We start from the raw sequence: 13,786 nt of genomic DNA, 5'->3' as shown, positions 1-13,786 counted from the left end.
TTGTGTTTGTGGGATGAATGGGGGGGGAAGGGAAGGGGAAAATCCCATTGAATGCGCCAGAAGTGGGCTGTGTGAGCAACTTAAGGGGGAAAATCCCATTATATACGCCAGAAGTGGGCTGTGTGAGCAACTTAAGGGGAAAAATCCCATTATATACGCCAGAAGTGGGCTGTGTGAGCAACTTAAGGGGAAAAATCCCATTGAATGCGCCAGAAGTGGGCTGTGTGAGCAACTTAAGGGGAAAAATCCCATTGAATGCGCAGTAACTAGGCTGTGCAGCCGCAGGCTTACACCGCAAGTCTACTCAACTCCAGCGTGACTCCTTCGGCTAGGTAATCTGTCTATTGTGCAGCTTGATGTAGTTAATGAGATAGAGTGGGTGTGCGGATGGAGGCGCTGACATGCATCATATAGAGTGTGATTCCACTCTCAGTGGATGTTATGGTGTGTGGAGAGGACAAGGGTTGAAAAAAAGTCCTTGGAAGAGTATGTTACAAGAAGCGAAACGATAAGAAAGAGACAGTGAGGCGGGGAAAACATGAGAGAAGGCGAAAACCGGATCGTAGGAATGGAAGATATTGTACGCGCACACCATGTGCTGCGGGAGGTTATCGTCCGTACGCCGCTCCAGCTGGATGCGGTATTGTCGGCCAAATACGGCTGTAATGTGTACTTGAAACGTGAGGATCTGCAGATTGTTCGCTCCTTCAAAATCCGGGGAGCCTATAATATGATCCGCAGTCTGTCTGACGAAGACAGAGCCAAGGGCATCGTCTGCGCCAGCGCGGGAAATCATGCCCAGGGCGTGGCTTATTCCTGCAAGGCACTAGGCATCAAAGGCAAGATATTCATGCCGAGCACTACCCCTAATCAGAAGATTAAGCAGGTCCGGCGCTTCGGCGGCGAATTCGTTGAGGTGATTCTGAAGGGGGATACCTTCGATGATGCTTATGATGAAGCGCTGCAGGCTTGCATTGACTATAGCATGACCCTGATTCACCCGTTCGATGAGCCGCGTATTATTGCCGGCAACGGAACCATTGCCATGGAGGTGATGGAGAATCTGGACAAGCCAGCGGACTTCGTGTTCGTCACCATCGGCGGCGGCGGGCTGGCAGCCGGTGTAGCCACCTATATCAAGACGGTGAGTCCGGCAACCAAGGTTATTGGTGTGGAGCCCAGCGGCGCGGCTTCGATGAGTGAGGCCATGCAGAGCGGTGAGGTCATCACCCTGAAGGAGATCAACAAATTCGTGGACGGCGCGGCGGTGAAGCGTGTCGGCGGTCTGACCTTCGATATCTGCTCGAAGCTTCTGGATGATGTGGTGAAGGTGCCGGAGGGCAAGGCGTGTACCACTATTCTGGAGCTGTATAACGAGAATGCCATTGTGGTGGAGCCTGCCGGTTCCCTCCCCATTGCTGCACTGGACATGTACCGTGATCAGATCCGCGGCAAAAGCGTGGTCTGCATCGTCAGCGGCGGCAACAACGATATTGACCGGATGCAGGAGATCAAGGAGCGTTCCCTGATCTATGAGGGCCTGAAGCATTACTTCATGGTCAACTTCCCGCAGCGCGCGGGTGCCCTGCGCGAGTTCCTGACCGAGGTGGTCGGACCGGATGATGATATTACGCGGTTCGAGTACACGAAGAAGAATGAGAAGGAGAACGGCCCGGCCCTGGTCGGCATTGAACTGATGTCTACCGATGCCTACGCCCCGCTGATTGAGCGGATGAAGCAGAAGGGCGTCGATTACGTGGAGATTAACAAGGATGTTAATCTGTTCAGTATACTGATCTGAGGTGCGGCGAGTAGCTGCATATAGACAAAGTAAGCCCCGTCCAGCAAAGTCTGGACGGGGCTGTTTCACGTTGTATGGTATTTAATTGAACCGCCTACGGCTGAGGCACCTCAGTCTTCAGATACTGCTCCGCCGCATCGTCCAGCAGGTAGCCGTTACTCTTCATCAGCTTCATGAAGCCGTCAAGCTTCTGCAGGAAGGCACTAGAGCTGCTGTTCTTGGCCAGGATGCTGGTGTAGGCCTTCTGCGCCTCCAGATCCATCTCCAGATTATCGTAATGGAAGAGCGGGGTGTTATTCTGGCCGTAGAAGGTGTTCACAGCATACTGGTTATACAGCTTCTTGACGGCCTGTACCCGGTTGGATGTGGGATAGGTCTGGATGAATTGCTCCTGGGTCAGCGCACGGTCGGCTACCTCGCCCCAAGCAATGATCAGCCCGTTATCCTTGGAAGAAGGCAGATCTGATTCAGCCGCCATAATGGAAATATAACTGCTGATATCCTCCGTTACATAAGGCTTATATTTGCGGTAAGCCGCATAATCAATCACCGGGTAAAAGCTGCCCTCGGCGGTATCCAGCTTGTACCCGCTCTCTCCCGCACTTTGCAGCAGGGCGCGCAAGGCGGCGTTATCCGTACTCTCAGCCAGCTTCTCCATGCTGACTCCCCCTCTGTAGACGGTGAGGAGCTTCCGCTGGACCTCGCTGCTGCTGAATTTCTTCTCCCAGGAGGGGAGCAGCGCCTTATGCAGGTTCTCCAGCTTCAGCGTCAATACAGTCGCCTGATAAGGAGTGACTGCGTATAGCTTCGTCTTCATATAGGCAACGGCGCCCGGCAGGTTACCGCTGGACAGCAGCGGCAGCGCGCCCTTATAGACCGCTTCTGCATGGCTGGCAGTCTTAGCGCTTGCAGTTGTACCGGAAGTGCCTGTCCGGCTGCTTCCGCTGCCTTCGGCACCGGCCGGGACGGCTGCGCCTGCCTGAAGCCCTATGAGCAGGGCGATTGCGGCGGATAGAACGGCATGCTTTTTCATTCGAGTCTCCTCCTGTGTGGAATGGATGTGGGTTACAGCCTCTAAGATGGGAAGAATATGAATTTCAGCCCCAGCCCTCCGGCAGCGGCCAGAGCCAGACTGACCCAGGGCGAGACCGGAATCACCGGGAACAGATTATCGAGGAATATGCCGGCGAATACCGCAATCACAGCAATTCCGATGTAGATGCCCAGGGCCTTAATGTCGAAGGTCTTGGGCTTCGGACTGTCATCCTCTGACAGGGAGACCATCCATTTCATAATCAGCTCAACCAGCAGGATGGAGCCTGCGCCGACAACGACCAGCGTGAACAGGCTGAGCTGGCCGAAGAGTTCGTGCGGACCGCCGCTCCACTGTGTAATCAGGCCGGCAATGCCCATTGTCCCGAACAGCAGGGTCAGAGCGGACCAGGAGATCATCATAGAGTTCTTCAGCCGGCTGCGCGGTATGCGCGGCGGGACACTGTCCATCACGTCCTTGAAATAATCACCGGGCTTCTCGCCAAAAATCTGCTTGGCATTCTTGCCCTTGGCTTGTCCCTTCAGCAGCAGCTCAGCCGCCTCCAGTAGCAGTTCCTCTGCACGTACAGCATCTACTGAACTGGCGCGCATCGCCAGAATCATATCTTCGTAATAAGAGCGGTTAGACGGCGTCATCTGCTCCCGCAGCAGGTTGTTCTGCTTAATCATAGCTTTGACTTTCATAGTGTGGACCTATACCTCCAGCATTGAGTGATCAGGATACCTTCAACCTAGAGTATACGTTTGTGCACCAGCCGTGTGCAAGGACAACGTTCGTTCACGAAGGTCTGAATAATCCTTTTGGAAGAGTAAACACTGAAGAGGTGGTGGCTTCACCAACTATAGCTAGAGGGAAGGCAGGGAGCGTTATGGAACAGGAAAACAAGCAGGAACCCGGCAAGGCTGTGAACGACGGCACCACGCCTGTACCGACTAATGATGTGGGGGACTGGGGCAATTCTGACGGCTTCAGCCTATGGGATGCTGCGGGGCAGGGCCAGGAGAACGGGCTCGGGGATTGGGAAGGCCGGCAGGAGACACACGACATGTTTCACGACAGCTATGACTGAGTGATGCCTAAGCGGGTATGGGCCTCTTTTGCTCCTGCGGGAGTGGAAGGGGCCTTTTCTCCGGTAGGGCTGACGTAAGCGGCGGGCTTCATGCGTATTGACAACAAATTAGCACAGATATTATAATAGAGATATTAATCATACTAAGTTAATCGGAATTATTATAATTTAAAATAAATCAGCCATTCAGGGGAGGACGCCGCAATGGAACGGAATATCATCATCCGGCATAACGGAGAGGAACTGACAGCGAGCATACATTATCCGGCCGCAGACCGGGCAGGGACAGGACGGTGCAAGAACCGGGTGCCGCTTGCAGTGATCTGCCATGGCTTCGTGGGCAGCCGGATCGGTGTCGACCGGATCTTCGTCAAGGCAGCCCGTGAGCTGGCACAGGATGGCTATATGGTAATCCGCTTCGATTATGCGGGCTGCGGGGAGAGCAGCGGTGATTACGGCAGCGAAGATATGGAATCGATGATCGGGCAGACCCGGGCGGTGCTGGATTACGGCATCAGCTCGGCCGATGTGGACCCGCAGCGTGTAACGCTGATCGGACACAGTCTGGGAGGTGCGGTGGCGCTGCTGACCGGTGTCCGTGACCGGCGGGTGAAGAACCTTGTACTGTGGTCAGCTGTCGGTTATCCCTTCAATGATATCGTCAAGATTGTTGGCAGAGATGCCTTCGACCGGTCGGTGAAGAGCGGTTCAGCAGATTACGCCGGCTATTCGTTCACGCCGGTATACTTCAATTCCCTGGCTGCCTTCCAGCCGTTCCAGGAAGCCGGGAAGTTCAGCGGCGATGTGCTGGTCATCCACGGAACCTCCGATGATGTGATTCCTGTAGATTATGCGTTTCTCTACCAGAAGCTGTTCTGGACCCGGCCGGAAGGACGGTGCGACAAGGAGATTATTTTCCAGGGCGATCATACCTTCTCTTCGGGTCCGGCGCAGGAGCAGGTGCTGAAGCGTACCCGGGATTGGATGAACCAGCAGGAGCATCTGCAGGAGGAATGGCAGAACTGGATGATATAGGAGCGGTAACGGCACTCGCAATGGCTAGGAATTAGCTGTAAAATAAAGGGGAAGACCATACCGGAAATGGAGGCTCTTACCCTATGAAATTACCAGCCTTTTTCATTGCGCATGGCTCCCCGCTGCTGGTACTTGAGGATAACGACTATACGCGTTTCTTGCAGCGGCTGGGTTCGGATCTGGGGAAGCCCCGCGGCATTGTGATCTTCTCAGCTCATTGGGACAGTCCCGAGCAGCTGATCACAGTGGACGCACAGCATGAAACGCAGCATGATTTCTACGGGTTCCCGGAAGAGATGTATCAGCTGAGTTATCCTGCTCCAGGTGATCCCGCACTCAGCCGCCGTATTTCGGAACTGTTCAAGGATAGTAATCTGCCCCATCAGCCCGTGCTGGGCCGTGGGCTGGATCATGGTGCCTGGGTCATCCTGAGGACCATGTTCCCGCAGGCGGATATTCCGGTCGTGGCCTTATCCGTGGATTCGCTCCGCTCGCCTGAGGAGCAGTACAACATCGGACGGATGCTTGCTCCGCTGCGTGAGGAAGGTGTCCTCCTGATCGGCAGCGGCGGTCTGGTGCATAACCTCAGGCTGCTGAAGCAGAAGGATCAGCCGGAGCAATGGGCGCTTGACTTCGACGGGTGGATTGCAGAGCGGCTTGCGGCCTGGGATCTTCCCTCCCTATATGCGTATGAGAAGCAAGCTCCGCATGTGAGGGAGGCCGTACCAACCTACGGCAAGGAACATTTCATCCCGCTGTTCTACGTAATGGGTGCAGCCGATGAAGGCAGAGCGGCACAGTTAATGATTCAGGCCTACCAATACGGTACGCTCAGCCTGAACTGCTGGATGTTTGATTAATATAGGAATGAATAGAGGGTACAGCTGCTATAAGGGCTGTACTCTTTTTGTGCTGCCGTTTCCACTTGACTCAAGACAAACTCTGCCAGCTATGATTAAATAAAGGAAGCGAGTTTCATAGAAGAGAATCGAGAGAAGCAAGCTGTAACTTACGATTAGGAGGAACAACGTGTCTATATCGGTGAACCGTTATGTATCCCGTCCTGTATCTGCTCTGGTCCTTGCCGCCGTGCTGCTCTCTGCCTGCAGTAACGAGCAGGCCAGCCCTGTGCCCGTACCCACGTCTGCACCAACAGCAGCGCCTACCCTGGAGCCACAGCCGGCAGAGGTGGTACAGTCCCCCTCTCCTGAGCCTGCCGCCGGAGCAGTCTCCGGCTTAACAGGCCTGCCGGTTGAGGAGGAGAGCCTGCCCCGGCCGCTCGCGGTCATGATCAATAATGCCCCGGCGGCCCGCCCGCAGTCCGGGATCAGCGAGGCGGATATTCTGTACGAGGTGCTGGCCGAAGGCGGAATTACCCGGCTGATCGGTATCTTTCAGAGTCATGCCGGGGTGGTGAAGATTGGGCCGATCCGCAGTATCCGCCCTTACCTGCTGGATATCGGCGAGAGCTATGGCGGCATAACGGTGCATGCCGGAGGCAGTCCGGATGCCTATGCCATTCTGCAACGGCAGAAGAAGGCGGATATGGACGAAATCGGCCGCGCGGGGGCCTACTTCTGGCGGGACAAGGAACGCAAGGCCCCGCATAACCTGTACAGCAATGCCGCCAAGCTGCGGGAGGGGGCAGTGAAGCTGGGTTATGCGGAGAGCGTGAAGGTACCGGGTTTTCTTTTCCATGATCCGGAGTACATTCCTGTGGAGGGCACCCCGGCGCTTGCGCTGGGTGTGAACTTCCTGCTGAAGAGCTACAATGTCGGGTACCATTATAACGCAGAGCAGCGCACATACGCCCGCTGGGTGAACGGCAAGCCGCATCTCGATCTGAATAATAACCGTCCGGTGGAAGCGGCAAACATCATCGTGATGGGTTCGGACCATAAGGTGCTGGACGATGTCGGCCGGCTGCAGGTGGATACGGAGCTGGGGGGAGAAGCGGTGTTGTTACAGCGCGGCGTAGCGATGAACGGCAAGTGGTCGCGCAGCCCCGGAGACGTCATCCGGTTCGTGAAGAAGGACGGCAAGGAGGCGCTGATGTTCCCGGGGATTACCCATATTCTGATCGTTCCGAACAGTCCTTCGTTCAGCAGTCATCTCGAATACGCGCAGGCGCCTGCATCCCCCTAATTCCGGCTGGAGATTGAATGTTCGGATGATTATTTTCGTAAGTTGCAGGGAATTGTTATTATAGTGTAAAAAAGTTCGTTTTTTTGTCTTCTATCCCTTCTGTCGATATGATAAGATAACAAGGGTTGTCATTCATTTTCATGCATTTACATTTGGATGGCTGCATTTTTTTACGGCAATTTCATGTAAAGGGGTATAAAGCTAATGAGGCTCAGAAAAAAGGATATATTCTTTGAGACGCTGGAAAACATGGCTGACACCATTGTTCAGGCGGCGGATTATTTCGCTCAGAATATCTCGACTCTCCAGGGCAATGTGGAGAACTTCGCCGGGGAGATGAAGAAATACGAATCCCAGTGCGATACCTACACACACACTGTCATCAAGGAATTGAACAAGACGTTCATTACGCCGCTGGAGCGGGACGACATCATGGATCTGATTACAAGCATGGACGATGTCATTGATGGTCTGGAGGCTTCTGCCTCGCGTTTCTATATGTATAACCTGCTGGATGCGGATGAGTATATTGTCCAGTTCGCAGAGATTCTCCGCCAGAGTGCATACGAGATCCAGAAGGCGGTTCATTTGCTCTCCCAGAAGAAGCTGCTGGCGATCCGCGAATACACCATCCGTCTGAATGATCTGGAGAACCAGGGCGACGAAGTCCTGCGTATCTGCACCAAGGCCCTGTTCGAGACTGTGAAGGACCCGATTGAGCTGATTAAGCGCAAAGAATTGTATGAGCGGCTCGAGACCACCACGGATAAATGTGAAGACGTAGCCAACATGCTGGAATCGATCATCATGCGTAACTCATAAGGGGCCTCAAATATGGATACATCTATATATGTACTAGCTTTTGTTATCTTTCTTGCGCTGGCGTTCGACTTCATCAACGGCTTCCATGATACCGCCAATGCGATTGCTACCTCTGTCTCAACCCGTGCGCTGAAGCCGCGTACAGCCATCATGCTGGCCGCTTCGATGAACTTTATCGGCGCCTTGATGTTCACCGGCGTGGCGAAGAAGATCGGGGGCAGCATTACCGATCCGACCCTGCTGGACAACGGGATAGACATTGTCACAGCGACGCTCATTGCGGCAATTATCTGGAATCTTGTGACCTGGTGGCTGGGTATTCCTTCGTCCTCCTCCCATGCGCTTATCGGTGCGTTAGCCGGGGCGGTCTATGTCGGGGCAGGTACAGAGCATATCAAATGGAGCGGGTTCATTGAGATCGTAGAAGGGCTGATTTTCTCCCCGCTGATCGCTTTTGTAATCGGGTATATTGTGATGACGATTCTGAAGTGGATCTTCGCGAAGAAGAGTCCGCATACGGTCAACAAGGGCTTCCGTTCGATGCAGATCGTGACGGCCGCACTGCAATCCTTCACCCATGGTACGAATGACGCGCAGAAGGCGATGGGGATCATTACCTTTGCCCTCGTCACCTCGGGACGGCTGGATACGATGGAGGTTCCGCTCTGGGTTAAGATTGCAGCGGCTACATCCATGGCACTCGGAACGTCGATCGGCGGCTGGAAGATTATTAAGACGATGGGCACGAAGATTTTCAAAATCGAGCCGATCAACGGCTTCGCAGCGGATATTTCGGCGGCCTCTGTTATTTTCACGGCTACGCTGCTGCATCTGCCGGTAAGTACAACCCACGCGATTACCTCATCGATTCTGGGTGTAGGTTCAGCCAAGCGCTTCTCCGCTGTCAAATGGGGAGTGGCCGGACGGATCGTGGTTACCTGGTTCATTACGATTCCGATCAGCGCCTTGCTGGCGGGAGTGATCTTCAAGCTCTTCTTCTAGGGCTGGAACAGAATAGATTGCCTGGACAAGATGTCACAGAAGCCATGGATGGCTTTAGGACATCTTTTTTTGCGTTCAGCGCTAAACCTCGGCCTAAGCGGAGGTTATTTGATTTTTCAAGAGAGGAATGTCACAAAAGGCTACACGAAACTGATAAAAAATGTTAATAGGCATAAAAAGAAAATGAAATACATCACATGAATAAAAGAAAATAACATATGAGAAATGAATTTTGCGTAGTATTATGTAGGATTTGGTAGTCTCTGAAGTAAGGTTTGTTTTAAGTGTTACCATTGCTGACAAACACCCGATTAGACAAAGGAGGCCTAGCCATTGATCGACTTTCATCAGGTAGACAAACATTACGGACAATTCCATGTACTGAAGGGCATTGATCTGCATGTTCAGGAAGGGGAAGTCGTTGTTGTAGTCGGTCCTTCCGGCTCCGGCAAGAGCACGATGCTGCGTTGCATTAACCGTCTGGAGACGATCACGAGCGGCGGATTAACCGTGGACGGTATAACTGTAAACGAACGCAAGACAGATATCAATACCCTGCGCAAAGAGATCGGAATGGTCTTCCAGCACTTCAACCTGTACCCGCACAAAAAAGTCATAGATAATATCACGCTGGCCCCGGTCAAGGTGCTGGGCTTAAGCAAAGCGGAAGCGGAGAAGACCGCAATGTATTATCTGGAGAAGGTCGGCATTGCCGACAAGGCAGAGTCCTATCCTTCCCAGCTATCCGGCGGACAGCAGCAGCGGGTGGCGATTGCCCGGGGGCTGGCGATGAAGCCGAAGATTATGCTGTTCGACGAGCCGACCTCGGCGTTGGACCCGGAGATGGTCGGAGAGGTGCTGGATGTCATGCGCGCCCTGGCCCGCGAGGGCATGACGATGGTCGTTGTGACCCATGAGATGGGCTTCGCCCGCGAGGTGGCGGACCGGGTCATCTTCATGGATCAGGGGCAGATCGTGGAAGAGGCGGAGCCGGAAGCCTTCTTCGCCAGCCCGAAGGAAGAGCGGACGCGTACTTTTCTCAGCCGTGTATTAAGCCACTAAACTAAATATATAGGAATCCGGGGAGGAAACGAAATGAAAATGTCCAAGAGCTTCAAGGTGTTAAGTGTGCTGATGATTGCGGCCATGCTGGTCATTGCCGGGTGCGGCAACAACAAGGGCAAGAACGACAATGCGGCAGGCGGTAACGCTGCCGGAGGAGCAGCCGCTGACTCTGCGGCCATTGCCAAGATCAAGGAGCGCGGCAAGCTGCTCGTCGGCGTGAAGTTCGATACCCGCCTGTTCGGTCTGAAGGACCCGGCCTCCGGCAAAGTGGAAGGCTTCGACATCGATATCTCCAAGGCCATCGCCAAAAAAATTCTCGGTGACGAGAATGCCATTGAGCTGAAGGAGGTCACCTCCAAGACGCGTATTCCGATGCTGAATAACGGCGAGATCGATATGGTGGTGGCTACCATGACCATTACGGAGGACCGCAAGAAGGAAGTCGATTTCTCCGACGTCTATTTTCAGGCCGGCCAGTCCCTGCTGGTGAAGAAGGGCAGCCCGATTACAGGCCTTGAGAGCGTTACGAAGGATACGAAGATCCTTGGCTCCAAGGGGGCGACCTCGATCAAGAATATCAAAGAGAAGGTGCCGGGCGTAACCGTGCTTGAGTTCGATAACTACCAGGATGCCTTCAGTGCGCTTAAGGCGGGACAGGGTGATGCGCTCACTACCGATGATGCAATTTTGTACGGAATGGCCTCACAGGACCCCGGCTTCGAGGTGGTAGGGAAGCCATTCACCGATGAGCCTTACGGCATTGCGGTCCAGAAAGGCAACGCCGATGTAGTTAAGGCGATTAATGATACACTGGCTGAACTGAAGGCGAATGGGGAGTATGATGCCATCTATACGAAGTGGATTGGTAAAGCTCCGGCTAAATAAGCCTGTTCCAAGCAAGAGCATGCTTCCCTCAAGGTAAGAACGTATAAACGGGTTTCACACGAAATTCTCGTAGAAACGGTACCGCCTTTTCCAAGGACGGCAACGCCGTTTCTACTTGTTTGTAGGAACTGCGGTCATGCCGGGCAGGAACGAACTCATCTACAGGTAAAGGCAGGTGAACATTGATGGATTTCTCAATATTAACGAGATACTTCGGACTGTATATGGAAGGCTTCTACGGTACGCTGCTGTCCAGTGTGCTGGCCCTGATCGGCAGCTTCCTGATCGGCGCGGTCGTTGCCGTCTTCCGCATGACTTCAGTCAAGGGTCTGCGCTGGTTCGGCGCGGTGTATGTGGAGTTCATCCGCAACATCCCGCTGCTGCTGGTTGTGTATATTTTCTATTACGGGCCTTCCGCCCTGGGCTTCACGCTGGACGGCTTCAAGGCAGGAACGATCGGGCTCGCCGTATATACCTCGGCCTTCATCGCCGAAGCGATCCGTGCCGGAATTATGGCCGTGCCCAAGGGACAGATGGAGGCGGCACGTTCCTCCGGTCTCAGCTACATACAGACGATGCTGCATATCATTCTGCCGCAGGCGATCAAGCTGGTGATCCCGCCGCTTGGCAACCAGTTCATTAACCTGATTAAGAACTCCTCAGTATTGACGCTGGTGGCCGGTCTTGATCTGATGTACTTCGCCGACGGGATCTCTACTGAGACTTACCGTACCTTCGACACCTACATTTTCGTAGCGGTATTCTATCTGGTGCTTACGCTTCCGCTCAGCTACGGCGTGCGGATCTGGGAGCGCCGGCTGCAGCGCAAATATTAAGAAGCATCATAAAAGGACATCTGAAGCTAAAGGAGGGATATTATGGATTTCATAGGGGCATACTCTGCCGATAATCTGAAGTTTCTGCTGGACGGATTGTATGTGACGCTGATCGTTGCTTTTGTATCGATCTTCCTGAGCTTTATCATCGGCTGTATTATTGGCGTCATCCGTTATTCGGATGTACCGGTGCTGTCTCCGGTCATGTTCTACCTGGTGGAGCTGATCCGTAATCTGCCGCTGCTGCTGATCATCTTCTTCATCCGCTTTGCCTTGCCGGAGGTCGGGATCAAGCTCGGACTGATTACTGCAGCCATTGCAGCATTAACCATCTTCGAAGCGGCGATGATTGCCGAGATTGTCCGCGGCGGCTTAATGTCGATCGACAAGGGACAGATTGAGGCGGCGCGTTCCTCCGGTCTCAGCAGTGTACAGACCTTATGGCATATCGTGCTTCCCCAGGGGCTGCGGCGGATGGTTCCGCCACTGGTGAGCCAGTTCATCTCCCTGCTGAAGGATACATCACTCGCCGTTGTGATATCTTTGCCGGAGCTGATGCATAATGCCAATATTGTCATCGGCCACAGCTATAGCTATGCCATCCCTACGCTGGCGCTGGTTGCCCTGATTTATTTTGTCGTCAATTACCTGCTGTCGCTGCTGTCCAGAAGGCTTGAGCATAGAGCGGTATAACCTTAGCCGAATGAGGATTAAGCCATATTCAAGCCAGTGCGGCTATGATACTATAGTTGTCAACCTCTCAAGGCAGGAGCAGTGGCGATGGGACAATCAATTCTGAGAATGAAGGCGGTACAGATTCTGCTGGTGGCCGCCGTTACTGCGGTAGCCGGAGAATTCAAGATCAACCCGTTTGACGGAGATATCTTCCGGATTGCCATGGGCAGCAGCGCCTTTCTCCTCTTCCTGCTGTTAATGAGGCAGCTGCCGTATATCCGCACAGGTTGTGCTGCCGGGGTGGTTGTGCTGCTGTTCCGGACTGCGATGGATATGGTGGAGGGAAGCGGACTGACGGTAGAGCAGAGCCTTAGCAGCCACTTCTCGGCAATGATCTATTACATGGTGTTCGGCGCACTGATGCGTGTCATCAAGAGCCGGATCGATACGTTTCATCCGCTGGTGCTGGGCGCGGTTGCCGCGCTGATCGATCTCCTGTCGAATGAAATGGAGCTGCTGACCCGGCTGATCGTACTGGATTCGGCTACCTTCCGGCTGAATGAGTGGACGTACCTGATGGCGATTGCCGTCCTGCGTACGTATTTCACCACCGGGGTATATAGCAGTATCTCTGTCAGCCAGCTGCGAATCCGGGAACGGGAGCAGCAGGAGCGGACCCAGCAGATGCTCGGATTCGGCTCCGGCCTGTACGGGGAAGTGTTCTACCTGAAGAAGTCTATAGGCACCCTGGAGCAGGTAACGCTGAACAGCTTCGAGCTGTACAGCAAGTTGAAGGACGGGGAAGGCACAGGGCGTTACAGCCGGCAGGTGCTGGATATTACCCAGCAGCTCCATGAGGTGAAGAAGGATTCGCAGCGGATTCTGGCAGGGCTGGTGAAGCTGGTGGAGCGTGAGGTGAACGGGGACATGCCGTTATCGGACATTCTGAGGTTCGCGGTTAAGAGCAATGCCAAATATGCAGAAATGCTAGGTAAAGAGATCAAATTCCATATTCACATCACCTCCGATTACACAACCGACAGCTACATTCCTCTATTGACCCTGCTTAACAATCTCACCGCCAATGCGGTGGAAGTCATCCAAGGGACAGGCAGCATCCATCTGAACGCTTATGAGCAGGACGACATGACGATTCTGACAGTGAACGATAGCGGGACAGGCATCGGGAAACGTGACCTCGGCCTGCTGTTCGAGCCGGGCTTCACCACGAAATTCGATGAAGAGGGCATCGCTGCCACAGGGATCGGGCTCTCTCATGTACGGGATATTGTGAATATGTTCGAGGGAAGCATTACGGTTCAGCCGGTATCGCATATCGGTGGGGCCATGTTCCAGATTACAGTGCCGAGCATTAAGCTGCGGAAGGAGGAATAGAG

Annotated in this window: 14 protein-coding genes; 12 read left to right on the top strand and 2 right to left on the bottom strand. The window is 53.8% G+C overall.

The window, feature by feature from the left end:
* Positions 1-538 precede the first annotated feature (538 nt).
* Positions 539-1,801: a threonine ammonia-lyase IlvA gene (gene ilvA, locus MKY64_RS23985; protein WP_340956239.1), complete on the top strand. Its 1,263-nt coding sequence runs from the start codon at positions 539-541 to the stop codon at positions 1,799-1,801.
* A gap of 94 nt (positions 1,802-1,895) precedes the next feature.
* Here ilvA and MKY64_RS23980 read toward each other — a convergent pair whose 3' ends face one another.
* Positions 1,896-2,834 (bottom strand): hypothetical protein, encoded by a 939-nt coding sequence (locus MKY64_RS23980; protein WP_340956237.1) that lies wholly within the window; start codon positions 2,832-2,834, stop codon positions 1,896-1,898.
* Positions 2,835-2,875: 41 nt separating this feature from the next.
* Positions 2,876-3,538: a DUF1129 family protein gene (locus tag MKY64_RS23975; RefSeq protein WP_340956234.1), complete on the bottom strand. Its 663-nt coding sequence runs from the start codon at positions 3,536-3,538 to the stop codon at positions 2,876-2,878.
* A gap of 185 nt (positions 3,539-3,723) precedes the next feature.
* Between MKY64_RS23975 and MKY64_RS23970 the strand changes: the two genes are divergently transcribed.
* The 11 genes from MKY64_RS23970 to MKY64_RS23920 all read left to right on the top strand — a co-directional run bounded on the left by MKY64_RS23970 (position 3,724) and on the right by MKY64_RS23920 (position 13,784).
* Complete coding sequence (locus MKY64_RS23970) at positions 3,724-3,924, top strand: hypothetical protein (RefSeq protein ID WP_076080196.1); 201 nt, start codon at positions 3,724-3,726, stop codon at positions 3,922-3,924.
* 204 nt (positions 3,925-4,128) lie between these two features.
* Positions 4,129-4,959: an alpha/beta hydrolase family protein gene (locus MKY64_RS23965; protein WP_036730916.1), complete on the top strand. Its 831-nt coding sequence runs from the start codon at positions 4,129-4,131 to the stop codon at positions 4,957-4,959.
* Positions 4,960-5,042: 83 nt separating this feature from the next.
* Positions 5,043-5,819 carry a DODA-type extradiol aromatic ring-opening family dioxygenase gene (locus MKY64_RS23960; protein ID WP_036730914.1) on the top strand — a complete coding sequence of 259 codons (777 nt, stop codon included), beginning with the start codon at positions 5,043-5,045 and terminating at the stop codon, positions 5,817-5,819.
* Positions 5,820-5,988: 169 nt separating this feature from the next.
* The gene (locus MKY64_RS23955) at positions 5,989-7,104 is read left to right on the top strand and encodes a DUF3048 domain-containing protein (RefSeq protein WP_340956230.1); all 1,116 of its coding nucleotides are present in this window, start codon (positions 5,989-5,991) and stop codon (positions 7,102-7,104) included.
* Positions 7,105-7,308: 204 nt separating this feature from the next.
* Positions 7,309-7,926, top strand: a complete 618-nt coding sequence (locus MKY64_RS23950; protein WP_036730910.1) for a DUF47 domain-containing protein — start codon at positions 7,309-7,311, stop codon at positions 7,924-7,926.
* 12 nt (positions 7,927-7,938) lie between these two features.
* On the top strand, positions 7,939-8,928 hold the full coding sequence (locus MKY64_RS23945) for an inorganic phosphate transporter (protein WP_036730908.1): 990 nt from the start codon (positions 7,939-7,941) through the stop codon (positions 8,926-8,928).
* A gap of 333 nt (positions 8,929-9,261) precedes the next feature.
* Positions 9,262-9,990, top strand: coding sequence for an amino acid ABC transporter ATP-binding protein (locus MKY64_RS23940; RefSeq protein ID WP_036693252.1), 729 nt, complete (start codon positions 9,262-9,264; stop codon positions 9,988-9,990).
* A 33-nt stretch (positions 9,991-10,023) separates the two neighbouring features.
* Positions 10,024-10,878 (top strand): glutamate ABC transporter substrate-binding protein, encoded by an 855-nt coding sequence (locus MKY64_RS23935; protein WP_340956229.1) that lies wholly within the window; start codon positions 10,024-10,026, stop codon positions 10,876-10,878.
* Between the two features lie 185 nt (positions 10,879-11,063).
* Positions 11,064-11,714, top strand: a complete 651-nt coding sequence (locus MKY64_RS23930; RefSeq protein ID WP_143803770.1) for an ABC transporter permease subunit — start codon at positions 11,064-11,066, stop codon at positions 11,712-11,714.
* Positions 11,715-11,756: 42 nt separating this feature from the next.
* Positions 11,757-12,407, top strand: coding sequence for an amino acid ABC transporter permease (locus tag MKY64_RS23925; protein ID WP_036730904.1), 651 nt, complete (start codon positions 11,757-11,759; stop codon positions 12,405-12,407).
* Positions 12,408-12,494: 87 nt separating this feature from the next.
* Positions 12,495-13,784, top strand: coding sequence for an ATP-binding protein (locus tag MKY64_RS23920; protein WP_036730903.1), 1,290 nt, complete (start codon positions 12,495-12,497; stop codon positions 13,782-13,784).
* Positions 13,785-13,786 lie beyond the last annotated feature (2 nt).

The organism is Paenibacillus sp. FSL R7-0210, from assembly GCF_038009085.1.
Classification (GTDB): domain Bacteria; phylum Bacillota; class Bacilli; order Paenibacillales; family Paenibacillaceae; genus Paenibacillus_AQ; species Paenibacillus_AQ silagei.
This window is presented reverse-complemented; position numbering and strand designations above follow the sequence as displayed.

Coding starts and splice junctions, on each gene's coding strand:
- ilvA (WP_340956239.1), top strand. CDS start 539: ATGAGAGAAGGCGAAAACCGGATCGTAGGAATGGAAGATATTGTACGC.
- MKY64_RS23980 (WP_340956237.1), bottom strand. CDS start 2,834: ATGAAAAAGCATGCCGTTCTATCCGCCGCAATCGCCCTGCTCATAGGG.
- MKY64_RS23975 (WP_340956234.1), bottom strand. CDS start 3,538: ATGAAAGTCAAAGCTATGATTAAGCAGAACAACCTGCTGCGGGAGCAG.
- MKY64_RS23970 (WP_076080196.1), top strand. CDS start 3,724: ATGGAACAGGAAAACAAGCAGGAACCCGGCAAGGCTGTGAACGACGGC.
- MKY64_RS23965 (WP_036730916.1), top strand. CDS start 4,129: ATGGAACGGAATATCATCATCCGGCATAACGGAGAGGAACTGACAGCG.
- MKY64_RS23960 (WP_036730914.1), top strand. CDS start 5,043: ATGAAATTACCAGCCTTTTTCATTGCGCATGGCTCCCCGCTGCTGGTA.
- MKY64_RS23950 (WP_036730910.1), top strand. CDS start 7,309: ATGAGGCTCAGAAAAAAGGATATATTCTTTGAGACGCTGGAAAACATG.
- MKY64_RS23945 (WP_036730908.1), top strand. CDS start 7,939: ATGGATACATCTATATATGTACTAGCTTTTGTTATCTTTCTTGCGCTG.
- MKY64_RS23935 (WP_340956229.1), top strand. CDS start 10,024: ATGAAAATGTCCAAGAGCTTCAAGGTGTTAAGTGTGCTGATGATTGCG.
- MKY64_RS23930 (WP_143803770.1), top strand. CDS start 11,064: ATGGATTTCTCAATATTAACGAGATACTTCGGACTGTATATGGAAGGC.
- MKY64_RS23925 (WP_036730904.1), top strand. CDS start 11,757: ATGGATTTCATAGGGGCATACTCTGCCGATAATCTGAAGTTTCTGCTG.
- MKY64_RS23920 (WP_036730903.1), top strand. CDS start 12,495: ATGGGACAATCAATTCTGAGAATGAAGGCGGTACAGATTCTGCTGGTG.